The 25,390-nt window shown below is 56.8% G+C and carries 27 protein-coding genes; 24 read left to right on the top strand and 3 right to left on the bottom strand.

Translation table 11 applies throughout. The features are described 5' to 3' along the window. Positions 1 to 14: 14 nt before the first annotated feature. Positions 15 to 749 (bottom strand): lipoate--protein ligase family protein, encoded by a 735-nt coding sequence (locus tag RIB44_15670; protein ID MEQ8618013.1) that lies wholly within the window; start codon positions 747 to 749, stop codon positions 15 to 17. Positions 750 to 1,089: 340 nt separating this feature from the next. Between RIB44_15670 and RIB44_15665 the strand changes: the two genes are divergently transcribed. From RIB44_15665 to RIB44_15650, 4 genes are all read left to right on the top strand, one after another. Further along, on the top strand, positions 1,090 to 2,178 hold the full coding sequence (locus RIB44_15665) for a HEAT repeat domain-containing protein (GenBank protein MEQ8618012.1): 1,089 nt from the start codon (positions 1,090 to 1,092) through the stop codon (positions 2,176 to 2,178). A 429-nt stretch (positions 2,179 to 2,607) separates the two neighbouring features. After that, positions 2,608 to 3,858: a hypothetical protein gene (locus tag RIB44_15660; protein MEQ8618011.1), complete on the top strand. Its 1,251-nt coding sequence runs from the start codon at positions 2,608 to 2,610 to the stop codon at positions 3,856 to 3,858. 105 nt (positions 3,859 to 3,963) lie between these two features. Beyond that, positions 3,964 to 4,953 (top strand): tetratricopeptide repeat protein, encoded by a 990-nt coding sequence (locus tag RIB44_15655; GenBank protein MEQ8618010.1) that lies wholly within the window; start codon positions 3,964 to 3,966, stop codon positions 4,951 to 4,953. Positions 4,954 to 5,055: 102 nt separating this feature from the next. Continuing rightward, positions 5,056 to 6,468, top strand: a complete 1,413-nt coding sequence (locus RIB44_15650; GenBank protein MEQ8618009.1) for a hypothetical protein — start codon at positions 5,056 to 5,058, stop codon at positions 6,466 to 6,468. A 257-nt stretch (positions 6,469 to 6,725) separates the two neighbouring features. Here RIB44_15650 and RIB44_15645 read toward each other — a convergent pair whose 3' ends face one another. Both RIB44_15645 and RIB44_15640 read right to left on the bottom strand, forming a co-directional pair. After that, on the bottom strand, positions 6,726 to 7,103 hold the full coding sequence (locus tag RIB44_15645; GenBank protein MEQ8618008.1) for a CoA-binding protein: 378 nt from the start codon (positions 7,101 to 7,103) through the stop codon (positions 6,726 to 6,728). A 150-nt stretch (positions 7,104 to 7,253) separates the two neighbouring features. Next, positions 7,254 to 8,462 (bottom strand): HEAT repeat domain-containing protein, encoded by a 1,209-nt coding sequence (locus RIB44_15640; GenBank protein MEQ8618007.1) that lies wholly within the window; start codon positions 8,460 to 8,462, stop codon positions 7,254 to 7,256. 109 nt (positions 8,463 to 8,571) lie between these two features. On the opposite strand from RIB44_15640, the gene RIB44_15635 reads away from it, so the two are divergent. The 20 genes from RIB44_15635 to RIB44_15540 all read left to right on the top strand — a co-directional run bounded on the left by RIB44_15635 (position 8,572) and on the right by RIB44_15540 (position 25,382). Further along, positions 8,572 to 9,093, top strand: coding sequence for a MogA/MoaB family molybdenum cofactor biosynthesis protein (locus RIB44_15635; GenBank protein ID MEQ8618006.1), 522 nt, complete (start codon positions 8,572 to 8,574; stop codon positions 9,091 to 9,093). Between the two features lie 301 nt (positions 9,094 to 9,394). Continuing rightward, positions 9,395 to 10,573 carry an endonuclease/exonuclease/phosphatase family protein gene (locus RIB44_15630; GenBank protein ID MEQ8618005.1) on the top strand — a complete coding sequence of 393 codons (1,179 nt, stop codon included), beginning with the start codon at positions 9,395 to 9,397 and terminating at the stop codon, positions 10,571 to 10,573. Positions 10,574 to 10,857: 284 nt separating this feature from the next. Next, complete coding sequence (locus RIB44_15625) at positions 10,858 to 11,472, top strand: hypothetical protein (GenBank protein ID MEQ8618004.1); 615 nt, start codon at positions 10,858 to 10,860, stop codon at positions 11,470 to 11,472. After that, positions 11,469 to 12,779 carry a serine protease gene (locus RIB44_15620; protein ID MEQ8618003.1) on the top strand — a complete coding sequence of 437 codons (1,311 nt, stop codon included), beginning with the start codon at positions 11,469 to 11,471 and terminating at the stop codon, positions 12,777 to 12,779. Before RIB44_15625 ends, RIB44_15620 begins: the two co-directional genes overlap by 4 nt. A 119-nt stretch (positions 12,780 to 12,898) precedes the next feature. Then, a complete protein-coding gene (locus RIB44_15615) occupies positions 12,899 to 13,573 on the top strand; it encodes a hypothetical protein (GenBank protein MEQ8618002.1) in 675 nt (224 codons plus the stop codon). 148 nt (positions 13,574 to 13,721) lie between these two features. Next, positions 13,722 to 14,030 carry a hypothetical protein gene (locus RIB44_15610; GenBank protein ID MEQ8618001.1) on the top strand — a complete coding sequence of 103 codons (309 nt, stop codon included), beginning with the start codon at positions 13,722 to 13,724 and terminating at the stop codon, positions 14,028 to 14,030. A 14-nt stretch (positions 14,031 to 14,044) separates the two neighbouring features. Further along, a complete protein-coding gene (locus RIB44_15605; protein MEQ8618000.1) occupies positions 14,045 to 14,608 on the top strand; it encodes a hypothetical protein in 564 nt (187 codons plus the stop codon). After that, a complete protein-coding gene (locus RIB44_15600) occupies positions 14,584 to 15,681 on the top strand; it encodes a GNAT family N-acetyltransferase (protein MEQ8617999.1) in 1,098 nt (365 codons plus the stop codon). The genes RIB44_15605 and RIB44_15600 overlap by 25 nt, the downstream gene beginning before the upstream one ends. Before the next feature lie 88 nt (positions 15,682 to 15,769). Beyond that, positions 15,770 to 16,252, top strand: a complete 483-nt coding sequence (locus RIB44_15595) for a hypothetical protein (GenBank protein ID MEQ8617998.1) — start codon at positions 15,770 to 15,772, stop codon at positions 16,250 to 16,252. Next, the gene (locus RIB44_15590) at positions 16,249 to 17,850 is read left to right on the top strand and encodes a hypothetical protein (GenBank protein MEQ8617997.1); all 1,602 of its coding nucleotides are present in this window, start codon (positions 16,249 to 16,251) and stop codon (positions 17,848 to 17,850) included. Before RIB44_15595 ends, RIB44_15590 begins: the two co-directional genes overlap by 4 nt. Before the next feature lie 112 nt (positions 17,851 to 17,962). Next, positions 17,963 to 19,315 carry a phage portal protein gene (locus RIB44_15585; GenBank protein MEQ8617996.1) on the top strand — a complete coding sequence of 451 codons (1,353 nt, stop codon included), beginning with the start codon at positions 17,963 to 17,965 and terminating at the stop codon, positions 19,313 to 19,315. 62 nt (positions 19,316 to 19,377) lie between these two features. Then, positions 19,378 to 19,563, top strand: a complete 186-nt coding sequence (locus RIB44_15580) for a hypothetical protein (protein MEQ8617995.1) — start codon at positions 19,378 to 19,380, stop codon at positions 19,561 to 19,563. A 313-nt stretch (positions 19,564 to 19,876) separates the two neighbouring features. Then, positions 19,877 to 20,890, top strand: coding sequence for a hypothetical protein (locus tag RIB44_15575; protein ID MEQ8617994.1), 1,014 nt, complete (start codon positions 19,877 to 19,879; stop codon positions 20,888 to 20,890). A gap of 120 nt (positions 20,891 to 21,010) precedes the next feature. Next, positions 21,011 to 21,484 carry a hypothetical protein gene (locus RIB44_15570; protein ID MEQ8617993.1) on the top strand — a complete coding sequence of 158 codons (474 nt, stop codon included), beginning with the start codon at positions 21,011 to 21,013 and terminating at the stop codon, positions 21,482 to 21,484. A gap of 65 nt (positions 21,485 to 21,549) precedes the next feature. Beyond that, on the top strand, positions 21,550 to 22,707 hold the full coding sequence (locus tag RIB44_15565) for a hypothetical protein (GenBank protein MEQ8617992.1): 1,158 nt from the start codon (positions 21,550 to 21,552) through the stop codon (positions 22,705 to 22,707). A 147-nt stretch (positions 22,708 to 22,854) separates the two neighbouring features. Next, positions 22,855 to 23,337: a hypothetical protein gene (locus RIB44_15560; GenBank protein ID MEQ8617991.1), complete on the top strand. Its 483-nt coding sequence runs from the start codon at positions 22,855 to 22,857 to the stop codon at positions 23,335 to 23,337. 2 nt (positions 23,338 to 23,339) lie between these two features. Beyond that, entirely contained in the window at positions 23,340 to 24,116 is a 777-nt protein-coding gene (locus RIB44_15555; GenBank protein MEQ8617990.1) for a LamG domain-containing protein, read from the top strand. Then, the gene (locus tag RIB44_15550; GenBank protein ID MEQ8617989.1) at positions 24,116 to 24,514 is read left to right on the top strand and encodes a hypothetical protein; all 399 of its coding nucleotides are present in this window, start codon (positions 24,116 to 24,118) and stop codon (positions 24,512 to 24,514) included. Before RIB44_15555 ends, RIB44_15550 begins: the two co-directional genes overlap by 1 nt. Then, entirely contained in the window at positions 24,514 to 24,741 is a 228-nt protein-coding gene (locus RIB44_15545) for a hypothetical protein (protein MEQ8617988.1), read from the top strand. The genes RIB44_15550 and RIB44_15545 overlap by 1 nt, the downstream gene beginning before the upstream one ends. Further along, positions 24,738 to 25,382, top strand: a complete 645-nt coding sequence (locus tag RIB44_15540) for a hypothetical protein (protein MEQ8617987.1) — start codon at positions 24,738 to 24,740, stop codon at positions 25,380 to 25,382. The genes RIB44_15545 and RIB44_15540 overlap by 4 nt, the downstream gene beginning before the upstream one ends. The last annotated feature ends 8 nt before the right edge of the window (positions 25,383 to 25,390 follow it).

The following is a 25,390-nucleotide window of genomic DNA, read 5'->3' as shown; positions in this document are numbered from 1 at the left end:
TCTCGGCTAGGGGATTAGAGAGCTTCGTAGGAACTGGCCAATTGTTGCGTTCGCTCACGGGGCCAGTCACTTAAAGGCGTTTCCGCGTTCCAGGTACTGATCAGCGAGGATTCGAGTTCCGTGCGAGTCACTTGGAGATTCGCGACAAAGTCAGCGTGTGAGCGTTCTTGGCGATACTCAGGCATGTGTTTGGGACGCGCGAGCCAGCGAGTGATTTTCGCGAGGTCGTAGTCGTAGAGCAGCGTCCCATGGTAGAGAAAATGCCGACGGCGGATGCGGAGGCTGTTGCCCGAAAATTTTTTCCGTTGGCCAGCGGAAAGTTGGATGATCAGGTCGCTGGTCCCGTCGCGTGAAATCGTTTCATCGGGCAGCAAGCTGCTCACCGTCGAGGCGACACAGGAAAGAACGTACTCATGAGCTTGGTCGATACTGACAAGGCCCTCGCCACGGGCAGCAGGTAGCCGGTCGAGGCGCAAGACGACGGCGTACATCAAACTACCGGGGCCCACCGTCACGACGCCCCCACCGCTCCTGCGGCGAAAGATGGGCACCCGCTCCTCCCGGCAACGCTCGACATGGACCTCCTGCTCTAGGTCCGAGGACCGCCCCAGAACCGCAAAGTCGCTTGGCGATTCCCACAGGCGAAGGACTTCCTCGCCGCCTTCCGTGGACTCAGCTTCCTCAAGTAGGGCTTCATCCAACGCCAGATTCTCAGCGGGCGTCTCGAGAGTGAGGTTGAGCAGCTTCATTGCTTTAGCGGATGAGGGACGTCTTAATCGACTTGGCCACGGATTGCACTGATTTCACGGATTCAAGAGGAAGTGCTACCTAAAACGCACTGCCATCAAGTGAACACGATGAAATGTACTTCTGATTCATTTGCTGGCGCTGAGTGTTAGTAATCTTGATCGGAATCAAATCCGCGTCATCAGTGCAATCCGTGCCCTAAATGAAGGCTTCCATAGGGGGCAGGTGACAATGGGTGGCAAGACGGGTTGCGGAATTCTGCGTGCCACGGTTGAGAGGGTAGTTTCGCGGGCCTAAACTCAAAGATTGGCTTGATTGCATTTCCGTCGCTAGGTACTTCCGATGTCTACTAACTTACCCTCCGAGCCTTCTCAAGGCGACCGCACGAACCCTGAGGGCCCGATCGCGGCGGATGATCTCCTGCCGCCGGTCGAACCGCCTAATGCGAAGTTTATTATTCAGCTCTTCGTCACGCCGATGGTGATTGTCGCGTCGGTCGTGGGGATCTGGCTGCTGCTGCAGTGGCTCGCGAACTCAGGCGACACGGATCCTGACAAGATCGTTGCCGCCCTGCGAAGCAGCAACCAAGCGCGATTTCAGCAAGCGGCTGAGCTGAGCCACATGCTCCAGGCGGAAGGTCGCTACCCTGAGCTCAAGACGAATCGCGAACTGGTCAAGAAGCTTGCCGAACTGCTCCTACAACAAGTTGATGAGAAACGTGAAGGGGAGGGAGACGTGACGATGCGCACTTTTCTTACCCGCTCGCTCGGCGAATTCCACGTCGATGACGGTTTGCCCGCCTTGATCGCCACGGCTGAGCGTGATCAACAACGAGGGGTGCGTCGCGATGCGATTAACGCGATCGCCGTGTTGGCGACGAACGTCCCGGATCTCGATCGTCCGGAGTTAGTCGAACTCATGCGAGATTTAGCTGATAGCGACGATGAACTTTTCCGCAGCGAAGCGGCCTTCGCTCTGGGAGTTCTAGCAGAGAGTCCGTCGGCCAGTACCGATTACCGTGATCTGTTGGCTCTTCTGGCCGAAGACTTTTATCCGGATGCTCGCTACAACGCCGGGGTTGGCTTGGCTCGCTGTGGCGACCTGCGAGCGGTACCTGTCTTGCAAGAGATGCTCGACCTGAACGCACTGGTCGCAAGTGTTGACAGCGAGAAGGGTGTGGGCGATCCGAATAGCTCCAATTACGAGCAGTTGCTAGCCCGCCTCAAAACCCAGAAGCGCAACGTGCTGATTAAGAACGGACTGCGAGGTGTCGAGCTGTTGCTGGAGAAACAAGAGCCGAAGGACCTGCAGGAGTTGGAAGTCGCGATTGAGAAACTGCTCAATGAGGCAGCAAAATTAGAAGAGGCCGAGCAAGTCCCCGAATCGCTGATCAAGCGGGCGAAAAAGTTGAGGACGAAGTTGGCCGGATAGCTCCGTGGGTGGTGCTTCTAGTCCCAGCTCTGAGCCGTTCTCGCTGCGGCTTGAGGCCGAAGCCACGCTTGCGCGTTAAACCTTGCCGTCTGTGCCGACCGTAGCGACCAGGTGTTGCTTTTTCTCAACATGGTTGAGCGAGATTTCACGCTTTTCTCTTGAGCGCATTTCGGGTGTCGAGTCCCATAGAAATAGTAGTTTCTTCGTGCCGTTGGCCAATTTATGGCCGTCGGCTCGAGAAGTACCAAGCTAGCATCAAGAATTCCTTGAGGAGTGATTTGCCCCGCACCGGTTTGTCCGCAACACTTGAGACAAGACTAGAAATGCGATGAGGGGGATGCTCATCTTGCAGGTGTTGTCGCGCGGTCGGTCCAAGCAAGGACCGAGCGGGCTCATGCACAACTTATCTACTGAGATTGGTGATTCACTATGAAACAAGTACTAATGCTTTGCGGCGTCGCGATCGCGGGGCTATTCACGTCATCAGCTCGCGCACAAGAATGCGATGCTTGTGCAGCACCGGCTTATCGTGTGCAGTGTCAAACGGTTTACGAAGAGCGCGAAGTTACCGCCTACCGCTTGGTGCCGGAAACGGTTTACGAAGAGCGGCAAGTAACTCGTCGAGTTCCCGTCTGGGAAACCGAAACTCGCGAACGTCGCTATACGGTCTCTCGCCCGGTGCGTGAGACCAACTATCGCGATCAACGGTATGTTGTTCAGCGACCGGTCTGGGAAACCTACATGCGTGACTGCAGCTACAATGTCACACGACAGGTACGCGAGACGCGTGTCCGCGAACGTCGCTACACGGTCCAGCGTCCTGTCTGGGAAACTGCAGAGCGCGAAGAATGTTACACCGTGATGCGTCCCGTGACGGAAACGATTGAGCGTGAACGTCGTTACACGGTAATGCGTCCCGTCACTCGCTACGTGACACGTTATGTGGATGCCGGCTGTTATCAAGACCAAGTCGTGCCGGTGGCAGCAGCCCCTGCACGTAGAGGACTTACCTGGATGCCCGCTCGAGCCGTTGTGAATCCGAATGTTGGCTTCACCCAGGTGCAACGTCCAGGACTCGTTTGGGCGAATGTCCAAGCACCACCGCAACAACAGGTCCAGCGTGTCTGGAAGCCGAATATCGTGGCGGTTCGTGTTCCCGTGACTCAGAACTGTCCGCAGGAAGTTGTGCAGAAAGTACCTGTGCAAGTCTGCCGCTACGTGCCTCAGCAGATGACGCGAAAAGTCCCGGTTCGGACGTGTCGCATGGTCAGCGAAGAACGCGTCGAGAAAATCCCCTACACCGTTTGCCGTCCCGTCACCGAACGCATCGAGCGGAAGGTACCGGTCCGCGTCTGCCGCATGGTCAACGAGGAGCGTGTCCGTCGCGTCCCCGTCGTGACCTGCCGCTACGTCCAGGAGGAGCGCGTCGAACCAATCACCCGCCGCGTCTGCCGGATGGTTGAGAAGCAAGAAACGGTCCAAGTCGCACGCCAAACGTGCCGTCGTGAAGAATACACCTACAAGGTACGTGTGCCACGAACGATTCGGTTCCGTGTTCCAATTGAGGAAACCTGCAACCAATGTGCTGATGCGGGTTCGCAAGACCGTGATGGCGAGGAAGCCGCATTCTCTCTAGCTGAGCTCACCGCTTGGTTTGACGAGGAGAAGGAACAAGGCTGAGTTGCACACCCTACAGTAAAACGCTCTTTGGTAGTTACAGACGAAACCCTTGCTGTTGGTTTACAATGGCGAGGGTTTTTTCGTTCCTACAACCTTTCCTGTCCGATGCCGCAAGATCAGTCGACGCTCTTTGAAGACTCTCGGACCGAGGTCGGCGGTCTCTACACCACCGCGATTCTGGCCGAAGTGCTGAGAGTCCCCGTCGAGGCGGTCCGGCGATGGCATCGCCGAGGGGCCGTGCTGGCGGTCTGTACGATTAAGAAGCTGCCGTACTTCGATTTCCAAGAAGCGACGGTTGCGAGAAAGTTGGCGGCTTTGTGGCACGCCGGTCGCACCTTGCAGGAAATCGAAAGAGAGTATGATTCGCTGGTCAACAGCCAAGTGAATCACCAGCGGCCTCTGGCAGACCCGCGATTAGTTGTCGTCGGCCAACGACTTCTCTGGCGTGAGGGCGATCGACTGACCGAACCCGGGGGGCAGTTACTCATTGGATTCGAAGAGCCCATCGAATCTGACAGGCCGGGTCGGGATGATCTCGTATGCGAAGGAGAAGTTGTTTCCTTGCCCATGACGAGTTCAAGTTTTGCTAATGATTTTGTTCATCGCACTGGAGAAACCTTTTCGGACGTTACCGCAGTTGAGGAGGAGTTGCTGCAGACTGCTGAGGAGCAACGAGAAGCCGGCTTTCTTCAAGAGGCGGCTGAGACCTATCGTGCGATGTTGCTTGCCGGCTCACGCCAAGCGGAAGTCCACTTTGCCCTGGCTGAGGTTCTCGCCCAGCAAGAAGACTTCTCTGCTGCACGCGAGCGTTATTTTGTCGCCTTGGAAATCGACCAGGAGTTCATTGAAGCTCGCCTCAGTCTTGGGTGTCTCTACGCGCACGAGGGAGAACTAGAGTTAGCAAAGGCGGCGTTTGAAGGGGCGCTTGATATTCATCATGACTATGCAGATGCCCATTTTCATTTGGCTAATCTGCTGTCCGGGCAGGGAGAACAGGATCGCGCCGCATACCATTGCCAGGAGTTTCTGAGGATTGCCCCTGAAAGCCCTTGGGCGACGGCAGTTCGAGATCAGTTAGGTACATTACGTACTTAGCTTACTGGGCTCTTAGCTCACTGGGCCGACGGTAATCCTTGCCAGTTGCTTTCGCGTTATTATGCTAGTAGCTACTTCTCTGGACACAAATAGCGTTTTCCAATGCCCGACATCCTGTTTCACTATGAGCGAGTTAATCCCAGCAGTTGGGCTTATCTTTCGTCGCTCTTGATGTTGGCCTTGTTCTTCAAGTTCAATCGCTTCTGGAGTTTGCGAAACGTTGACCTGTTTCTGCTGATTGCGCTGGCCCCCGGCTTGCTCTTGGTGCAATACAGTTTTGAGAACGGCACGGCTGACAACGCCGCGCGTATCCAAATGTTCGGTTTTCTTTGGCTGTTTGTGGCCGAGCTGATCCTGATGATACGGATGTTGCTCGACCCGGCGCTCGTGCGCAGGCCACTTCTTGATCCGAATCTGAACACTCCTGGGCTGATGTTCCTAGGGGGATCGCTACTGTTCTTTCTGATGGCGAACGTTTTGTTCGGAAAGCCAAGCCCGGCACCCCAATCGCTCGCTCAGGCAGTGGCGGCTTCTGAAGCTTCTGATCCAACAGAACAACAGGCAACGATCGAACCTGACGAAGCGGATGAACAGACCTCAGAGGCTCTTTCTCAAGCCGCCCCGGGATTCTCGTTTCTGTATCAACTACCACGGATCACCACGCAGACGGTCATTCGTCGTGGCCAGCAAGGAGAAACCGAGCAAGAGGAACTGCCCGAAGCACAACGGGTAGCTCAGGCAACGACGCGCGTCATGGCGATTCTTTCCCACTCATTCATCGTGATCGGGTTAATCGTGATCGGCCAACGCCATTTTGAAAACCTTGCCTCGGGGGTTGCCTGTGCCACGATGTATCTGATGTTGCCCTATACGGCACTCTTCACAGGGGACCCGACGCACGCGCTACCAGCTTCACTTCTCGTCTGGGCAATTGTTTCCTACCGGAGACCTACGCTGGCTGGCGTCTTAATTGGCTTGGCGGCTGGAACGATTTATTACTCCGTCTTCTTGGTCCCGCTGTGGTGCAGCTACTACTGGAAGCGTGGTGTGAAGCGATTCGCGACGGGTGTCGTCATTGGATTGGCCGTGATTCTGATCACTCAGGCCGCGACCGCTGAAAGCTGGAGCCAGTTTCTCTGGCATGTGCGATTAATGTTCGGCATTCGCCTGCCCGTTGAAAACGCAGATGGGATTTGGCGGTTCTGGAGTTTCTGGTACCGCATGCCAGTGCTGGCTGCCTTCGTGGCACTTGCCTTTAGCTTTACTGCCTGGCCGGTCCAGAAAAACCTAGGTTCGTTAATCTGTTGTTCTGCTGCCTTGATGCTCGGCGCCCAGTTCTGGCATCCGTTGAAAGGTGGCATCTATATCGCCTGGTTCTTGCCGCTGGTCTTGTTGGCGATCTTTAGGCCGAATCTGGAAAGCACGCTGGCTGAACGCATGGTCTCCGAGGGTTGGTGGCAACTACGTTTGCGAAGACAAAGCTTACAGGCGAACAATGTGGCTTCGACTGGTTAAGCGATTTCCTACTAATCGCATTTTTTACCACAGAGATCACGGAGAACACGGAGTCTGTGATCAATTCTTCCGCTTTAGATGACAAACACTGAGAGTAAGAACCAGATACACTCACTATGGTTTGCGAATATCCGTTGCTTGAGTCACCTATACTTACCTGGACCCATAAGAGGGATGTTTTTCGTTGCTGAAGGAGCTAATGGCTCTATGTAAATCTCCGTGTTCTCTGTGCTCTCCGTGGTAAATCAACAAGCGAGTCATTCACCGTACTGACCAGGGCTTTCTCCGAGGTCGACAATGCTACAAGCAACGATCGGTTCCAGCCCGGCTTGCCTTGCCGCTTCGACCAAGGCTTCGCTTTCGCTGCCGGGGTTAAGCCACAGTTCGTCGCAGCCCTTTTCTGCAATGGCAGGCAGCAGTTTTTCGCCAACGGTCGGGGGGACGTACAGACTGATCCGGTCGAGATGTTCGACAGGGACTTCGCCAATCGACGCGTAGGCCGTCAGTCCTTCGATTTCGCCCCCCTTAGGATTCACGGGGTAGACGTCGTATCCTTGCTTCAAGTGAGCGCGAACCGACTTGTTGCCAAACTTCGAGCGATCAGAGCTGGCTCCGATAATGGCGACGGTGGGCATGATATTCTCAATCGAGATTCGGAACTAAGGGACTAGCTTTGACTCTGCCAAAACGACGAATGACCAAGCCTTAATGACCAATGACCAACCGCAAGTGGTGGGGATAGCGTATGTTGGTCATTTGGACTTTGGTCATTGGACATTCTTGCTTTATTGATCGCGTCGCGAACTGTAGTACTTGTATTGCTGCTCGTTGACGAACCAGCGACGCCAAGCGACATCGTTGAAACCGTAGCTTTCGCCATTGGAGAGCTTTTCAAGGGCCCGCCGGACTTGATGATTCTCGTGCTGCTTAGTGATGATTTTTCGGCCCTTGCCGCCCACGTTGAGCCCGCCGCCACCGCCGGAAGTCATCCCGACAGCGATTTGCTGGTCGCTTCCGTGTCGAGTCACGTACTTGTGTTCAGTGACCAGTGCGTCGATCAGCGGGCTAATCGCTTCGGGGTTCCCAAGTTGACCCAGTGCATACGCAGCGCGGTTCACGATGACGTTCGCATTCTTCTTGCCGGTCAGCTTTTGCACATAGGGCGTGAGACTGACAGGCTCGTCTTGCTGAAGAAGGTAATCGATACACTGCTGTCGCTCATCGGGATCGGGAGATTCGATCGAGAGACGCACGAGCGTTCGTACTGCATCGGGATGTCTGATCGCCTGCAACGTTTCCAGCAAAAGACGACGGGTCCATTCATCCGGTTCGTCATCGAGCCATTTTAGTAATGCGGGGACGGCATGAGGATCGGTGATCTGGGCGATTTCCTCTTCGGCTTCACGACCACGCGAACGGCGTGGGTTATTCAACCAGTTGCGATAGTTCTTTAGACGACCGTACCAGTCCGCTTCCGCTTTCTCGGCTTGCTCCTGCATCTCCCGCAGGGCGATGTCTTGTGGCGTTCGGTACTTGCCACGATAAAGAACCAAGCCACGCTCCTGCATGATCTGTTCCCGCGTCATCCAGCGATTCCCATAACGCTGGTAACCAAGGCTCTGACGCGCTGCTTGATCAGCAGGGTCGAGCTTCAGCAAGCGCTCCAGATGATGGTCCGCTTCCTCAGTAAGCTTGTTCTCCGTACACCAAGCTGCGAGCCGCCTATGAGCTTCGATGGTATCTGGAAGAGAACGTGCCCGACTCTTGTACTCAGCCAGTGCTGGGTTCTCCGGGATGACCTTAATGACGTCGAACCGAGGCAGCGTGACTTTGATGCCCTCGACGGTTTTCACGACGTAGCTTCCCTTCTCCCCACGCTCGACGAGCGCCCCGACAACCTCCCCGCCGGTTTTCAGTTGGTAAGTATCGGCGCGGAGACTCGCAGTAGCTACGAAAGCGACAACCAGAGTCGTGAAAAACAAGAGTCGAGACATGACAGGGATTCTCTTCCTCGTAGGGATGATCGACTACACTATTATAGGCTTGGAAGTCGTGCCTAGCATCTTATTCATCCCGCAAATCCTGTGATCCGGTCTCTCCAACATGTCTGAATTTGCGAGTCAGACCCCCGAAGAACACCGTAAAGACTCTCCCGATGCGGTCTCCTGTGCCGTCATTACGGTGAGCGACACCCGTACGCTGGCGACCGATCGCGGTGGGGCAACGGTTGTCGAGATGCTCGAGGGCGCTGGCCACAGAATCATCGCCCGCACGATCCTGCCGGATGACCCCGCGGAATTGACCACAGCGATTGGGCAGTATGTCGAGGCTGAAGAAATTCATGCGGTCCTGCTGACAGGCGGAACCGGGATTTCCCCGCGGGATCAAACTCCCGAGGCGGTTGCTAGCTTGCTCACGAAAGAACTTCCCGGCTATGGCGAGCTGTTGCGAGCTCTGAGCTACGAGGAAATCGGTGCCGCAGCGATGCTTAGCCGAGCCCTTGGTGGGCTCGTGGAGCAGACCGTCGTACTCACGATGCCAGGCTCAACCGCCGCCGTGCGTCTGGCGATGGAAAAGCTCATCTTGCCTGAGCTAGCGCATCTTGTGCACGAAGCGACGAAGTAGCGCACAGTACAACCACGCTCCGCGTGGTTCGGAGTTTCGTCAAGACTCTACAATCAATGACCTTAAATGGCTGGCGGGGATTGCACTCGAACTCTCCTCGACAAGTTAGGCAGTCCTTGTCTTGATATCTCGCCACGCGGAGCGTGGCGGTACGAACTGCTAGCACACCAATCTCTCTGGCACGCCAATCGCACACGCGTTATCTTCCGCCACTCTCAGCGCAGGCTGCTGCGCTGTTCACGGAGGAAGGTCTGGAAAGAACTTCTCCAGACCGAGGAAACAATTGCCCAAGGAGAGGGCTGTGCAACGGTTACTTTCATTAGGAACGCTTGGCGTCTTAGGCGGACTGGTTTGGATGTTCCTGACCGGTGGCGGCTTGGACGATATCGCTGCACCGGGCGGACAAGGACCGTATCAGGGTGGCCAATACCCAGGTACCCAACAACAACCCAGTCCCCAGCAACCCGGTGCGCAAGGCTCTCCGCAGCCCGTGATCGGTGGCAACTATCCACCAAACTACGAACAACGCCCCCCTCTCCAACCAGCGCAGCCGATTGAGCGACCGACGCAGCCACCTGCTCGAAACCCGCAGCCTCCCGTTTATCTTCCCGCTTCTTCTGGTGGACCTGTCGCACCGCTTCCTCGTCAGCAGGAGGGGCCGACCATCAAGATTGCTTCGTTCAACATTCAAGTCTTTGGTAAGTCGAAATGGGAAAAGGCGAACGGTGCCGTGATTCGGACCTTGGCGGAGATCATTCGGCAGTTCGACGTCGTTGCGATTCAAGAAATCCGCACCAGCGACGACTACCACATGCCGAACTTCGTGAAGCTGGTGAACGCTACGGGAAGGCAATACGATCACATCATCGGCCCGCGGATTGGTAACTCGCGTTCAACCGAACAGTACGCGTTCATCTTTGATACCCAAAAGATTGCCGCGGACTTTTCGAGTGTTTATACGCTGAGCGATCCCGACAATTTGCTGCATCGTGAGCCATTGGTCGCTCATTTTCAAACGCGGCTGAATCCCGATAGTGCCTTTTCATTTACCCTTGTGAACATTCACACCGATCCTGATGAGACGGACGAAGAACTCGACGCGATGGCCGATGTCTACCGCGTTGTTCGTCGGGCCGGCGGGAACGAAGACGACGTGATCATCCTCGGCGACTTGAACGTCGATGATCGGAACCTCGGTCGCTTGGGGAAAATTCCCGGCATCTATCCTTTAATCACTGGCGTCTTCACCAACACGCGGCAGACGAAACTCTACGACAATCTCGTGATCCACCAACCCTCAACGACCGAATACACGGGCCGCAGTGGCGTGTTCGACATGGTCCGCGTGTTTAATCTTTCGCAAGAGCAAGCACTGATGGTCAGCGACCACTTCCCCGTCTGGGCGGAGTTCAGCGCGTACGAGCGCGACTACTCAGGGCAGATCGCCAGTCGAAGACAACAATCACAGTGGCGTCGGTGATTCTTACTGTAACACCACGCTCCGCGTGGTGGGTCTTTGAAACTTGCGACGAGTCTTCTGGTTAACTGCATTGTTTCGTGTGGTATCTCGGGTGTAGGTTTCAACCACACGGAGTGTGGTTTTACGACTTTCTTGTAGAAATTAGGCCACGCGATTTTGTAAAATCACACGTGTGACATGAAGGCATCAGGCAGAGCCTTTGGTATCTGCCATGAGCCCGATGTCGGCAACCTTTGCCGGCGTCGGGCTTTTTTTGTGCCCCAACTCTTACGTGAGATAACTCAATGCGTTGTTTGGTTCCTCTCAGCGAAGCGTCAGAAGAGATTCGTGACGGCGATCTGTTGCTCTTTCGCGGTCGCGGTTTCGTCTCGCGGCTGATTGGTGTCGCTGGACGGAGCGAATACACACATGCCGCTCGGGTCGTGTGGTGGGGCGCCGATGCGTTCTGCTGCGAAGTTCGCGAGTTGAAAGGGGGCAGGGCAGTGACGTTGGCTTCTCAGGTTGCGAAGTTCCCCGGTGCGATTGACGTTTTCGAAACCAATCCGGCGAGTCGTTGGCGACTCTACAACCGCCGTGGTGCTGTCCGTTTTATGCGTCGTCTCGCGGGTTGCGATTACGGCTACTGGGGCGTCCTGTTGGCAGCGCTCAGGCACTTGCCGCTCTGGCGATTCTTAGTGCGGGCAGAAACGGAAGACCGCCGCAGCGGCGACCTGCCTCCGTTCTGCAGCCAAGCTTGTGCGATGGCGGATCGCATTGGAGGAGGCGTTGATCCGGTCCCGCACTTGGCTGACCGACTCACGGAGCCAGGCGATCTCGCGCGGAGCCCTTTCTATCGGTATCGGTTTACGTTGGTGCCTGATGTTGACGGCGAAACCGCAAGCGAAGGGAGCGCCGCGTGAAAATACAACACACAATGTGGTTCTGGACGTTTCTAGTTCTTACCGTTAGCTCAATTGCAAACGCGTCCCAGGAATCAGTCTGTCGGATTGAAAACCAACTCACCGGCAGCATCAACCTCGGCAGCGGCACGTTGATCGACATAACCGATGACGCTCAGTTTGGATTCATCCTCACGTGCGCGCATCTGTTTAGCGAGGGAACGGGCCGCGTGACAGTTCGGTTTGCTGGTGGCACGACGCACGCAGCGACGGTTCTGCGAGTCAATCGAGAAGCGGACCTTGCTGCGTTGGAAATTACGAAGCCTCGCTTGCAACCCGCTTCGGTTTCTCTAAGCACATCGGCAACGGAACGATTCACCGCTTGTGGTTTTGGACCGAACGGGCAATTCGCTTGCGTTTCTGGTTTCGGTTTGGGCGTGACGGCTAGCTCAGGAAGCATGAATCTTCGCCTCCGTGGCAGTGTCCGTTCGGGAGATTCCGGGGGCGGCGTTTTCGATTCGCGAGACCGACTGGTTGGCGTGATTTGGGGAACTGCCGATGGGGTGACCTACGCCAGTTCCGGCAAGCCCCTGGAGAAGTTCCTGCAAAGCACCCTGGGTCGCCGTTACGAAAGTGTCGTCGCCCCTTCAACGCGTAACGCGAATAGTAGCTGGGCACGCAACGCGAACTGTCCCGACGGGCGATGTCCTTTGGTTCCAAGGCGACCTCTGCAGGCACCTCGACTACTCAAGCCAAGCCAAAGTGAGTGTCCGTGCGATCCTCGATTTCAACAGGAAGCACGATCGCGTCTGAGCGCATTAGAAAAAGAGTTAGCCCGGCAAGCGGCGAAATCGGCAAGCAATGCACCGAGTCAACCGTCGAGTTCCATCTGGCGGCAATTGACAAATCCTCGTTGGGCTTCGATTAGCGGCCTTGTCGGAGTCGCTTTCGGTGGCTGGTTGTTGCACAGACGCTGGCATAAACGAAGCAAGAAGTCCAACACTCAGGAGGCGACCGCCGCTGCGGAAGAGTCGTTTCCTGAAAAATCAACGACGGAATCAACGGACGAAGTCGCAATCGAGTCAGCCGCGCCGATCGAACGTGACGATCGTGAAGCTCGACAACTTCTACGACTTTCGCAATTGGAAGGACGTGACCCGTTACAAGATGCGCTTGCAGGACGCCTTGCACTCGACCGGCTCGACGAGATTGCCGAGGGCCGTGGTGCTGACGCAACGTTCGCAGACGATTTGAGGCGCGAGTTGCGTGAGCGATTCAACGATGTAGCGCCAACGAAGTTTGAGATAGGGATGAGGGAGGAAGGATGAGGGATGAAGCGTCGAGAAGACACACAAACGATAATCATCCTTTATCCCTCAACCTTCATCCTTCGCACTTGGAAACACTGTAGTAACTCACTCCCTTTTTGCCTCTGGAGAACCACCCCATGCCTGGCCAAGAACAATTCCGTCGCGCGATTACCGAATTACGCAATTTACACATCGTCGCAGCGCTCGGTCCGCTGTTCGACTTTCGCTCGGAGATCGTCTCGAACGACGAGTTCGGTGTCCGGGGCGGTCTGGATGAGACGACTAAGGAGCATTACGTGGAGCACCTGCTCGCGGCAGATCGGATGCGTCGCCGGGTGACGTACAACCCCGAGCGTGCCTCCCTGGGCGATTTGATTGAACGGGCAACCAGTTCGCAGGAAACCTTATTGGGTTCGACAACACCTTTCGGCGGTGAGGAAGTTCAAGAAGCCCCTGGCGGTCTGATCGCTTTGCCATGGGCCCTGGATGGGAGCGACCCGAACATTCCGCTGTCCAGCCAATTGAATTTCCGCAGCCAGAATGCGCTGATACTGCTCGGAGCGCTCGACCGGGCAATCGTCAATTGGACACGACTGGAAAGCCGTTTCCGTAGCACGTTTATCTATGTGAAAGACTCGATGCGCATGTACGGCAGCTACGTGCAGACGCTCGAGTATCTGAAAGCCTTCGCCGGCGACGCGAACCGCGTCGACATGGCCGCCGGTGTTCGTCCGACCGAAGAGCCGCTGGGTCCGACGGACTCGCCGAATTTGAGAAGTGAAACGGCGGACGGTACGGCGACGCGTGGGTAGTCTTGGAATACCTGTCATTCCGACCGAGCGACAGCGACCGAGGAATCTGGCATGAACAACGGCTGAATAAGCCCAAGGACAACGCGGATTCCTCAGTCGGCTAGCCTCCCGTCGGAATGACACAACTTCTTAACCCGTGTGACAACTTATGGAACCCGATCCCCAACTTGTTCACCTCATTTCCTACTTGCGGAGCGAGTTGGGGTACGACTCGGAATCCCAGGGCAACCTGCCGCGTCATGTTCAGGAGAACTACCGAATGATTCGAAATATCGAAGACACACTCCGCGGCACGGGCGGGGACCTGGGCGTGGTGGGTTGGATTAGCATCTTTCGTCGCACGTGGATCACGCTAGTTGCCCTGTTGGGAGCTGCCGTGGGCTATGTCCTCAACGACGTGGTCGATGGCATCCATGCTCAGACGCGTTCTTCAACGCACGTCGAGTCGCGGCAGTGAAACTAGGAGAATCCATGTATCAAGATCGTATCAAAGAGCTCCGTCGCGTGCCGGCCAGTTCACTTCGGGCGAATCCTAAGAACTGGCGGACGCATCCCACGGCTCAGCAGAATGCCATGCGGGGCGTTCTTGCTGAGATCGGCTACGCAGGCGCTTTGCTTGTCCGCGAACTTGAGGAGGGCACGCTGGAACTGATCGATGGCCACCTTCGCGCGGAGACCACGCCTGAGGCAATGGTTCCCGTATTGGTGTTGGACGTGAACAGCGAAGAAGCGGAGAAGATCCTCCTCACGCACGATCCGCTTGCCGCGATGGCGGGAACAGACAAGGAACAGCTTGGAGAGTTACTCGGATCGACCGAGTTCGCGGAGCCGGGTATTGAACCAATGCTCGCAGAGATTGCCAGCGAAACCGATTCGGCTGCAGCCGCTTTGGCCGCGGCAGAACAGGTCCCGGAGTCAACGATTCCCGAATCCTATCAAGTGGTCGTCGAGTGCGAGGACGAGCTGGAGCAGCGAGAAGTCTACGAATCACTCAAACAGGAGGGACGCCGATGCCGTGTGTTGACGTTAGCGTAAGTTGCCCGGTCTACGATTCGTTCCGCGTCCAGCAAGTCGCCGGCATGTTCGATGTCCCTTTGAAGGAGAAGGTCGAGGAGAGCTTCTCGGTTGAGGTGCCCGACTTGAGCGAGGACTGGGAAGTCAGCCTGATTGTTGGCCCCTCAGGAAGTGGCAAGAGCACCATCGCTCGCCAGGCGTTCGGCGAACAACTCTACACGAAAGCGGAGTGGCCCGCGGACCGAGCGGTGGTTGATTGCTTTGGGGAGTTGCCAACGGAACGGGTGATTGAGCTGTTTACCGCCGTCGGGTTTAGCTCACCTCCTTCCTGGGTGAAGCCTTACGCCGTGCTGAGCAATGGAGAACAGTTTCGCTGTGATTTGGCGAGGGCGTTGGGGAGTGGCGAGTCAGGACGGGGGCGGGGACGACCCGGCTCACTGGTCGTCTTCGACGAATTCACCAGCGTCGTTGATCGCAACGTCGCCAAGGCTTGCTCGACGGCCATCGCGAAAGGCGTGCGGCGTGGCAGCTTGCCGCGCTTCGTCGCGGTGACCTGTCATTATGACGTTGCCGAGTGGCTGGAAGCTGATTGGGTGTTGGACATGGCCACGGGGAAGCTCACACGGAGGCGTCTTAGGCGACCAGAGATCAAGCTGGAAATCCACCGCTGCGGACTGGCTACGTGGCGACTGTTTGCGCGTCATCACTATTTGAGCGGCTCACTGGCTCCTTCCGCACGACGTTATCTGGCGACTTGGGATGGGGTACCGGTCGCGTTTGTTGCGACGTTGCCCGTGATTGGCAGGAAGGGCCACCGCCGGATTTCGCGACTGGTGACGTTACCTGATTTTCAAGGCATGGGCATCGGGATGCGTGTGCTGGCCGAGGTCGCTTCGCTGCATCGCCAGGAGGGACATCGCATGAATATCACCAGCAGTCACCCCGCACTGATCCGCCACTGTCGGAACTCGCCACTGTGGAAGTCCGTCTGCGTGAAGAAAACCGGCAGCAGCCGTCACGGCTCGCGGATGCACGCGGGCTACAAAAGCTCAGCAGGAAGAGCAGTGGTCAGCTTCGAATATCAAGGATTGTAACACCACGCTCCGCGTGGTTGAGACTTCTCAAAGATCCACCACGCGGAGCGTGGTGTTACGGTACTCGGTGTTCCAAAGGAAAAGAAGATTGCTGACACAGACACAACAAGAAGAAGCTTGCCGAGTGGTCGTGCTGGGCTGCGATCGCGAAACCGCCTGCCAGTACGTTGATTGCACGCAGGCAGAGCTGCGCGAGGCGTTATGGGCCAACGAACAGTTTTGCAAGCGAATGAAAAAGGCAGAAGCGACCGCCGAGGTGAACTACATGAAAACGATTCACAACGCCGCCAAGGATGAGAAGAACTGGCGAGCATCGGTCTGGTGGTTTGAACGCCGCAGCCCGGAACGCTTCGCCCGGCGTGCGGCCACGGTTACGCCGCACGAGCTGAATGAAGTGATCGACCTCTTAGAAACGTTGATCGCTGAAGAAATCAACGACGTTGTCGAACGCCGCCGATTGCTCGCGCGTTTGGAGAGCATCAACAGGGTAGCTAAGAAACCTCGGCAAACCGTCGTGAATAATTCATCGGAACTTTATGGAGAAGAAAACGACTGGGGTGTGGCTCAATGAATGAAAGCACACTGAAAATCCTCAGCACGCTTACGCAACGCCTGCGTCAGCACACTCACCAACGGCCTTCCTGCGACATGGGAACGAACACCTGGGGACAGCGCTACCTGCCGAGGCACTTTCGGCAAGCTCCCTCGAAGCTCCATCTGTGGCTCGGCGAGCAACTCGACCGCTTGCGGCTTAGCCGCGGCGGCAAGTTGAACGTCATCGGTCCTCGCGGTGCCGCCAAGAGCACGATTGGCAGTTTGAGCTTCGTTCTGCAAGCCGCACTCGAAGACAATGAACCTTACATCTGGATCGTTTCAGACACCAAAAACCAGGCGCAAACGCATCTGGAAAATGTGAAGCACGAACTGGAGACCAACGAACTCTTGGCAGCCGACTATCCGCGTGCGGTCGGCATCGGTCCGCGGTGGCGGGCCAGTGCGATTGAGCTGCGGAATGGGTCGATCATCGAAGCCTACGGAACCGGGCAAAGGTTACGCGGGCGGCGTCGTGGAGCGAACCGTCCGACGTTGATCGTGTGCGACGATCTGCAGAACGATCAGCATATCGCTTCGGCAACGCAGCGTGCTTCAAGCCGCGATTGGTTTCACGGATCGTTACTGAAGGCGGGCTCGCGAACGACCAACCTCGTAAATCTGGCGACGGCCCTGCATCGCGATGCGCTGGCCATGCAACTACATCGCACGCCCGGTTGGACCTCGCGGTTGTTCCGTGCGATCGAAAACTGGCCAACGCGGACCGACCTTTGGGAAGAGTGGGAACGGATTTACTGCAATCTCGATTCGCCGAACGCGCTGGAGGAAGCCGAGCAGTTCTATTCAAAGCATCGTGTAGACATGGACGAAGGTGCTGAACTGCTGTGGCCGGAAGAGGAAGACCTCTATCGACTTATGCGAATGCGTACCGAGGAGGGGCACACTGCTTTTGAGCGCGAAAAACAAAGCTCGCCGGTGGATCCCGAGCGCTGTGAGTGGCCGGAGAGCTATTTCAGTGAGCAGCGAGAAGGGGAGTGCATCTGGTTCTCAGAATGGCCTGCCGATCTGCAACTCAAAACGATGGCCCTCGATCCTAGTAAGGGAACCGACGCGAAGCACGGCGACTATTCCGCCTTCGTGATGCTGGGGGTGGATCGCCGCGGGCATGTCTTCATCGAAGCCGATCTCGCCCGCCGGCCGACGCCACAGATGGTTGCCGACGGTGTGAGACTCTACCGTCGATTTCAACCAGCGGTGTTCGGCGTTGAGACGAATCAGTTCCAAGAGTTGCTGGCCGGAGAGTTCACTGAGGAGTTTCGACGGCAGGGTTTCCCACGTGCTCTGCCGATTTCGATCACCAACCACACGAACAAGCAGATGCGCATTCGTCGCCTCGGTCCTTACCTTTCGCAACGCAGGCTGCGCTTTCACAAGGGGAGCGCCTCGACACGGTTACTCATTGATCAACTCCGTGATTTTCCACTGGGAAGTTATGACGATGGACCGGACGCACTTGAGATGGCACTGCGGCTAGCAGAGGAGCTACATCACGGTGGGAGTGTCACTGATGGCCTGGGAGATCGACTACCCACAGTAACACCACGCTCTGCGTGGTGATGAATTACCAGCAATAGCCTTTGTTCGTGGCGGAAATGAACACTTCCTTCAGTTTCCCTATTGGCTTCACCACGCGGAGCTTGGTGTTACTGTCAACAACTCAGGAGCAACTATGTCTAAATCACCGATCCAACAACTTGAACAACGCGTGGTCGAAGCGTGCGACTCGCTGTGGGATTCGCTAGTCGATCCTCGCGAAGCGTTTCTTGACGCCGATGGCCAGTGGTGGTCGGAAGTGAGCGTTGACGGCCAGTCGCCAACCCACGTGGCCAGCCTCGTCAGAGATGAAACCCAGCTTGCCGAAGTGCGACGGCAATGCCGTCTGCTGGCGGCTAGCAACGAGTTCGCGATCAACGGCATTGAAAATCGCATCAGTTATCTCGTTGGGCCAGGGCATCACTACTTGGCAACGGTTCGCAAAGGTCGCGAAGCACCGGATGATTTGGTGATGCGAGTGCAAGAAGTGCTCGACGAGTTCACGCACGAGAACCGTTGGCAAAGCCGCCAGCAAGAGATCGTCCGCCGGATGGATCGCGATGGCGAGGCGTTCCTACGGTACTTTCCTGCCGTAGACGGCATCACGCGGGTTCGCTTCATCGAGCCGGAACAGATCACGACGCCCCCCGAACTTAAACGTACGCCGGGCGTCAGTTTTGGTATCCAGACCGAACTTGCTGATGTCGAGTCAGTCCTCGGCTACTACGTCGATGGTCAGCCGGTTCCTGCGGGTGAAATTCAGCACCGCAAGGCGAATGTCGATGGGAACGTGAAGCGGGGACTGCCGTTGTATTTCGCGGTTCGCAGTAATTTGAGGCGGGTTGAGAAACTACTGCGCAACATGAGCGTCGTGGCGGAAATCCAATCGGCGATCGCACTGATTCGCAAGCACCGCAGCGCCACTCGCAGTGGGGTTGAGCAGTTTATCGCGGACCAAACCACTGCGACGCCGACCTCCTCAGGCCGGGGCGTGACGCAGTACGCCCCGGGAACGATTCTCGACGCTCCAGCCGGCTTGGAATACGACTTCCCCGCTCAAGGAATCGACGCGGCAAGCTTTGTAACGGTGTTGCAAGCCGAGTTGCGTGCCATCGCTGCCCGCCTGGTGATGCCGGAGTTCATGTTCACTTCCGACGCCTCGAATGCGAATTATGCGTCAACGCTGGTCGCGGAAGGACCGGCGGTGAAGATGTTCGAGCGGTTACAGGCAACGCAGATGCAAGACGATTGCGACGTGATGTGGCGGGTGATTGAAGATGCCGTTGCGGCCGGCCGTTTACCAGGGGGGATCCGCGAGCTTGTTGAAATCCAAATCACTCCGCCAACCTTACGCGTGCGCGACCAACTACGCGAGTGCCAGGTTGAGAAGATCGCTTTCGAGAAAGGAATCCTCTCCGCACAAACCTGGAGCCAGCGCCTCGGCCTCGATTATGAGCAAGAGCAAAAAAATATTGCCGTAGCGGGCTAAGTCTGCGCTTGTGGCCAAAAAAAGTTGCTGAACGAGTTCGCCAAATTCAGATAATGAAATGCATGCCCAACACCAAGAGCAATGATCCGTCGTGTGACCGAAACCAAGCCGTTGTCGCCGAGCTACAACGCTTGCTGGCAGTCGTCTGTCAGAAAGGCTTTCATGGCACGGCCACGTTGACCGTCAGTTTGCAAGATGGCCATGTGCAGCACGTTCGAGTGGCGAGTGAGCGGATGATACGAGTTTGACGACCAGAGTAACACCACGCTCCGCGTGGTAAAGCCACAGGTAAGCTCAGGCAGCCGCAGCCAAACCTGGCTGCCGGAGCCTTGGAGGAAAGCTCACCTGTTCAGGGCACGTCTTGGCAAGTGAAGATTGAACGGCGAAATCCGGCAGGCTGTTAGCCTGCGGCTGCCTGATTTCAACAATATGACAGGTATCACGACGAGTCCGCTCTAAGGCGGATATCGCGACGAGCCTCGCTGAGAACCTTCCTCGAAGGTCGATCAGCGAGGCTTTTTTTGTTTCGGAGGAAAACTCTCACTTAGGAGAACTCTGCCTATGAGCCAAACCCTTTCTCAACGCGATTCGGTCGCTGGCAATTCAGTCTCGGCCAATCAGCCGGAAGCGACCGAGCCGCTCACCGAGTATGCGGATTCGCGTGGCGTGACCGTCCGAGTGGATGCCGCCTCGGGAGTGTTGCGTGGCGTGAAACTGATCGGATTGCACTCGAAAAATGGTCGGCGGTATCGCGAATCGACATTGCGAGAAGCAGCTCCCCTCTACGAGGGAGCGAAGGTCAACGTCAATCACCCGGCGGGTGGGCCGCTCACTCCGCGAGATTATCGCGATCGACTAGGAGTGATACGAAACGTTGAATTTACCGGCAGTGAAGAATCTTCGAGCGGCCCTGCGGCTGGAGGACTCGTTGCCGACCTGCACTTCAACCCCAAGCACGCCTTGGCTGAGCAGCTTGTCTGGGACGCTCAGCACAATCCGAAAAACGTTGGCTTCTCGCACAACGTTTTGGCTCGGCTCTCACGCGACGGCGAGGAGACCGTCGTCGAAGAGATTACCCACGTGCAAAGCGTTGATTTGGTCGCTGACCCGGCGACGACGCAGGGCTTGTTCGAGGCGAAGTCGCCGAGCTGTCGTCAAACCAAGTGTCCTCAGTGCCAATGTTTACACGAACCGTGCTACGACGCGTTGACTGTTGAAACGCTTCGCTTGCACCGGCCCGATCTGCTTGAAGAAGCAGAGCAAGTGATTCAGGAGCAACTCACCAAAGTAACGGATAAGGCAGACCGTGTTGCGCGGGAGCTTCTCTTCGTTCAACTGGCCCAGCAGTACGGATTGTCGAGCGGACGAACCGGGTCTCTGGAGGAGTCACTTGGCGAGCAGTTCTACGCGATCTTGCTCAACGCTTCCGACGAGGACGTGCCCGCGTTGCTAGCCGAGCGTGCGGCGTTGTCGCGTCGTCCGCAGAGCGTTGATCCGTCGAGCCTTGTCGATCCCGAGTCTTCGCCTATCGCAAGTGCCGCGGAATTTGCAACAGCGATCAAAGGCAACGGGTAATGACTATTAGGGTGGCTGGGGACGAGTGGAGCGAGCCCCCAGCTTGTTGTACTGGGGCTCGCTCCACTCGTCCCCAGCCACCCACTTTGCAACCTAATTCTATTTCCAAGGAGACCTTTCATGGCAAATGTTATGCGTTGGCGCTACGGTGACACCAATCCTGTGTTGCTCCCTGCCTCCGAGTTTCAGGTGATTGATATCGGCGATTTGGTTTATCTCAGCAACGGTCAAGCCGCGACTGCCGGAGCGCTGGCTGATCAGGGCACAAAAGCGGCCAATCAAGAAGCACTGCACGATGAATTCGTTGGCGTGGCAATGCAGGCTTCGCCTAGTGGGGACACCTCTCCCATCCGCATCGCTACCAGCGGCGTGTTCGAATTCCAGATGGTGAGTGGGACCGTGGAGCTGGGAGAACTGGTTGGCTGTGCTGAAGATCCGCTGGGGACGATTCTCTTGCCGCAAGAGGTCGAACCGGTCGCAACAGAAAACTTGGCCATCGGACGATGTGCACGGCAAGCGGCCACGGCTACGGAGCGCGTGCTGGTGGATATCGTCAGCACAACGATGCAGGGCGGTCCACAAGCCGCAGCGTAGTTCAAGGACGAAGGCAGAGGGAAGAAGGATGAAAGACAAGACACAGCATCAACCCAAGGATAAACATGTCTCTCAATTATCGTGAATTAAAACGACGCTATGAGCTGGATGGTGCCGACCGTACCGTGCAGCATTTGAGTGAAGCTCTACAGACGGGTGATTTGGAACCCGAGGACTTTAGCCTGCGTGATCTGGCCGAAGCACTGGTCCCCGACGGGCGACATTGGGTGCGTTTGTTGGATCCTCGCGCGGGAGGTGCGGTTAGCGTAACCGAATCCGAGGGCGTCGACGTGACGGCTTTCATGAACGTCGCGGGGCAGGTGATCTACTCGAAGATTCTTGATGCCTACACGCAGGAGGCGTTCGTCGCGAGCAAGCTGGTCGAGACGATTCCGACGCGACTGGATGGCGAAAAGATTCCTGGTGTATCGCGACTGGCGGATGTTGCTGAAGAGGTTGCGCCAGGGATGCCCTATCCGAACTTCGGATTCGGGGAGGACTACATTGAAACGCCCTCGACGGCGAAGCGTGGCTTCATTGTGCCGGTCACCAAGGAAGCGATCTTCTTTGACCGCACGAATCTGATCCTCCGCCGTGCTGCTGAAGTCGGCGAAGCGCTCGGTTTGAACAAGGAAAAACGTCTGCTCGACGTGATCATCGGCGCGACGAACAACTACAAGCGAAATGGCGTGGCACTCGATACTTATCAGACCTCCGGAGGCTGGATCAATGAGCTTGCCAGCAACGAGCTGGTTGACTGGACCAACGTGGATGCCGCTGAGCAGCTCTTCGCGGAGATTCTCGACCCAGACACGGGTGAGCCCGTGCTTGTGCGTGGGACGACCGTCCTGGTGATGCCTGCCTATCGTCACGCGGCGCATCGCGTGTTTAACGCGGCAGAAATCACTTATGCCGCGGCTGCTGCGGAGACTACCACGACGGCAGCGAATCCACTGGGCAACTATCGCGTGCAGGAAAGTCGGCTGGCCTATCGACGAATTCTCGCAACGGGTGAAGCGGCAGAAGATGCCAAGAAATGGTGGTTCGTCGGCGACTTCCGCAAGGCATTTGCCTACATGGAGAACTGGCCAATCACGGTGACGCAGGCGCCGCTAGGAAGCGAAGCGGACTTCAACAACGACATCGTGTTGCGATTCAAGGCGAGCGAACGCGGTGCCGCGGCGGTGATCAATCCGCGCTATGTCGTGAAGTGCACCGGCTAACTCGCGTGCCAATTTTGTCATTCCGAAGGAGCCTCGGCGACTGAGGAATCCGGTCAACCTAGGGTTCGATCTGGATTTCTCGGTCGCTGGAAGCTCGGTCGAAATGACATGAACTTTGTATTTATGGAATAGAAAGGAGCAAAGCCAATGGCGACTGGAGATACGATTGCCATGTTCGACGCTTTGACGAATCGTCCTCCCGCTTCGGGGGCGGCGACGATTGCGCTCGAAGGTGCGTTTCCCGTGAACGTGTTCGACGATGGCACCGATCGTAGCGTTAGCTTTCTCGTTGTCGTCCCTGGGCACTATCGCGGTGGTGAGCTAACCGCCAAAGCAACGTACTTGGCCGCAAGCAATACCGGCCAGGCAAGTTTGCGGTGCGAGCTAACGCGACTTTCTGCGGGCGACGCGATTGATCCACCACCAGCGGCGGACGCCACGGTTGATTTCGTCGCCGTGGCTCCCGCGACTGTGGGCGAACTGGCCAGTGCGACCAGTTCGTCCGCTGCCGTGAGCGGTTTGCTCGCGGGAGAGCTTCTGCTAGTGACGCTCGTTCGGCGACCTGGCGAAGCAGACGACACGCTCTCGGGCGATTGGAAGCTCGTCACCTTGCAGATAGAGGAGGCGTAGCCGTGGGGATCGAAACGAAATCAGGGCAGGGGGCTTCGGCCAGTTTCACGGCGCTTGTCGACTATCCGTTCACGATTGCTGGTTGGTTCCGAGTCTCTGGGGACAATGTGATCACGCCGCTGGTGAGCTTGGAGAACACCACGGCGGGCGTGTATTACGACATTTTTTATGCGGGACAAAGTTCGGATCGACCCATAGCCCGTACGCGTAGCGGCGGGAGCAGCCTAGCAATCGCTGGTGCGGCGATGAACCCGGACCAATGGCATCATGTCGTTGGAGTGTTTGCGTCGGCAAATTCGCGAGCAGTCTACCTTGACGGTGGAAACAAAGGGACGAACTCTTCCTCGCATTCTTTCACAGCCCCCACGGAACTGGTGATCGGCAACTACTTTCACGCCGGAGCGACCGACGTGGCGGAGGCGATGATCTTCGATGCGGCCCTCTCCGACGAAGAAGTTGCTGCCCTGGCATCCGGACTGCCGGTTTGGTCGCTACCTGTGGCACGAAATCTGACGGCCTATTACGAGTTTCTCAGCGAAACACGTCGTCCAGGCCTGGGGCCCGAACTCTCAACCAGTGGAACGCCGACGTTTGTCGACCATCCGAAACTTTTGCGGGCCGGATCTAGCGGCGTCGCACTCGCTCCTGCACGCCAGCGAGGTCCCTTCTTCAAACCTGCTGGCGAGTTTCACACGCTTTCTTCAGAGGTCGGCTCAGTCGCTCACGCAGGCGTGGCAAGCATTTCTCAAACTCAACTTGCAGCGGAGGTGATTTCCTGATGGCTAACGCTAAAGATATGCCGGGGGTCGTATTTCGCGAGGGCTCGGCAGTGCTGCTGGCGCGGATTGTCGACGCTGACGATTCGCCGGTGACACAAATCTCACTTGCCTCGGCGAGTTACACGATCTTTCAACTTGATCCGCGTAGTCCGAATGAGCGAACGGTAGTCCCTGGGCACGACAATGCCTCACTGACGATTTCCGTAGTGCTGTTTGACACGCTGCAAACCGGACCGCCCTGGAATGTTGATGCAACCGGCTACAACTTCCGCCACGAGATCGACATCACGACTGACCAGGCGTTTGCCGAAGCGGGTGCCGTTTATCAAGTTCGGTACGAGCTGACCCCCGTGGATGGTCAGCCGATCGTCTTTCGCTTTCAACTGTGGTGCATCTAATGTCAGAGAATCAGACGACTCAAGAACAGCTCGCGACCATTCGCAGCGGGGCGCTCGCTCAACTGATCGAGCTTCGGGCCAACCCCAAACCGACTTACTGGCTCGATGGCCAGCGAGTTTTGTGGAGCGAGTACATCGAAACCTTAGAGCGAACCGTTGATTGGTGCGACCGCAAGCTTGCCGAGTGCCAACCGTTTGAAGTTCGCACGGAAGGAACGACCGGATGATTGATTTGAATCTCGAAGTGGATTTCGCGGTAGTCGTTGATTATCTTGAGCCGGTCACCTTAGTTCGCCCGAACTCAACAGAACCGACGGCAATCGTCAGTGCGCGGCGATATTCCAAGGTCACAAGCGAAGCGCAGCCAAGTGGCGGCGCGGTCACTGCAGCTGATGCACGCTGGCAGTTTGTTTTGCCTGAAGCGGCGGCGAGCCCCGCTTGCGCCGATGCGTTAGTCGATGGTCTCGGCCACCGTTGGACGATTCTGTCGCTCAAGCGACTCGATACCGTCGGGCTCTGGGAATGCGAAACCCGCGAGTTGCGGGTCGCCTACGGCTTGAGCGATCGCGTCGATGTTGAGCGCGCCGTATGGGTTGATAATGGCGGCGAGTTGGAGATCGAAAGTTGGAACTACGTCGCCACCGCGATCCCCGTACGGATTCAGCCAGTGGAGACAATCGTTGACCGTACGGCGACCCCACCGACGAGCACAACCCGGCTCGAAGTCATCTTTGGTGGTAGCTTGGAGCTCGAGCCGGAAGATCGGCTAGTTGGCGAGGATGGCACGATCTTCTGGATCGAGCGCGTGGATCAAGCAGAACGGATTGACGTACTGCCGGTGGTCACCGTGGTGCGCGAGGAGGGATGACCGGATAA

This window comes from Lacipirellulaceae bacterium, from assembly GCA_040218535.1.
GTDB lineage: Bacteria > Planctomycetota > Planctomycetia > Pirellulales > Lacipirellulaceae > Adhaeretor.
The sequence above is the reverse complement of the archived record's forward strand: the minus strand, read 5'-3'. Positions and strand labels throughout refer to the sequence as shown.

What these genes read in the sequence shown, in the direction of transcription:
- RIB44_15670 (MEQ8618013.1), bottom strand. Translation starts at nt 749, where the DNA reads ATGAAGCTGCTCAACCTCACTCTCGAGACGCCCGCTGAGAATCTGGCG.
- RIB44_15665 (MEQ8618012.1), top strand. Translation starts at nt 1,090, where the DNA reads ATGTCTACTAACTTACCCTCCGAGCCTTCTCAAGGCGACCGCACGAAC.
- RIB44_15660 (MEQ8618011.1), top strand. Translation starts at nt 2,608, where the DNA reads ATGAAACAAGTACTAATGCTTTGCGGCGTCGCGATCGCGGGGCTATTC.
- RIB44_15655 (MEQ8618010.1), top strand. Translation starts at nt 3,964, where the DNA reads ATGCCGCAAGATCAGTCGACGCTCTTTGAAGACTCTCGGACCGAGGTC.
- RIB44_15650 (MEQ8618009.1), top strand. Translation starts at nt 5,056, where the DNA reads ATGCCCGACATCCTGTTTCACTATGAGCGAGTTAATCCCAGCAGTTGG.
- RIB44_15645 (MEQ8618008.1), bottom strand. Translation starts at nt 7,103, where the DNA reads ATGCCCACCGTCGCCATTATCGGAGCCAGCTCTGATCGCTCGAAGTTT.
- RIB44_15640 (MEQ8618007.1), bottom strand. Translation starts at nt 8,462, where the DNA reads ATGTCTCGACTCTTGTTTTTCACGACTCTGGTTGTCGCTTTCGTAGCT.
- RIB44_15635 (MEQ8618006.1), top strand. Translation starts at nt 8,572, where the DNA reads ATGTCTGAATTTGCGAGTCAGACCCCCGAAGAACACCGTAAAGACTCT.
- RIB44_15625 (MEQ8618004.1), top strand. Translation starts at nt 10,858, where the DNA reads ATGCGTTGTTTGGTTCCTCTCAGCGAAGCGTCAGAAGAGATTCGTGAC.
- RIB44_15615 (MEQ8618002.1), top strand. Translation starts at nt 12,899, where the DNA reads ATGCCTGGCCAAGAACAATTCCGTCGCGCGATTACCGAATTACGCAAT.
- RIB44_15610 (MEQ8618001.1), top strand. Translation starts at nt 13,722, where the DNA reads ATGGAACCCGATCCCCAACTTGTTCACCTCATTTCCTACTTGCGGAGC.
- RIB44_15605 (MEQ8618000.1), top strand. Translation starts at nt 14,045, where the DNA reads ATGTATCAAGATCGTATCAAAGAGCTCCGTCGCGTGCCGGCCAGTTCA.
- RIB44_15600 (MEQ8617999.1), top strand. Translation starts at nt 14,584, where the DNA reads ATGCCGTGTGTTGACGTTAGCGTAAGTTGCCCGGTCTACGATTCGTTC.
- RIB44_15590 (MEQ8617997.1), top strand. Translation starts at nt 16,249, where the DNA reads ATGAATGAAAGCACACTGAAAATCCTCAGCACGCTTACGCAACGCCTG.
- RIB44_15585 (MEQ8617996.1), top strand. Translation starts at nt 17,963, where the DNA reads ATGTCTAAATCACCGATCCAACAACTTGAACAACGCGTGGTCGAAGCG.
- RIB44_15580 (MEQ8617995.1), top strand. Translation starts at nt 19,378, where the DNA reads ATGCCCAACACCAAGAGCAATGATCCGTCGTGTGACCGAAACCAAGCC.
- RIB44_15575 (MEQ8617994.1), top strand. Translation starts at nt 19,877, where the DNA reads ATGAGCCAAACCCTTTCTCAACGCGATTCGGTCGCTGGCAATTCAGTC.
- RIB44_15570 (MEQ8617993.1), top strand. Translation starts at nt 21,011, where the DNA reads ATGGCAAATGTTATGCGTTGGCGCTACGGTGACACCAATCCTGTGTTG.
- RIB44_15565 (MEQ8617992.1), top strand. Translation starts at nt 21,550, where the DNA reads ATGTCTCTCAATTATCGTGAATTAAAACGACGCTATGAGCTGGATGGT.
- RIB44_15560 (MEQ8617991.1), top strand. Translation starts at nt 22,855, where the DNA reads ATGGCGACTGGAGATACGATTGCCATGTTCGACGCTTTGACGAATCGT.
- RIB44_15550 (MEQ8617989.1), top strand. Translation starts at nt 24,116, where the DNA reads ATGGCTAACGCTAAAGATATGCCGGGGGTCGTATTTCGCGAGGGCTCG.
- RIB44_15545 (MEQ8617988.1), top strand. Translation starts at nt 24,514, where the DNA reads ATGTCAGAGAATCAGACGACTCAAGAACAGCTCGCGACCATTCGCAGC.
- RIB44_15540 (MEQ8617987.1), top strand. Translation starts at nt 24,738, where the DNA reads ATGATTGATTTGAATCTCGAAGTGGATTTCGCGGTAGTCGTTGATTAT.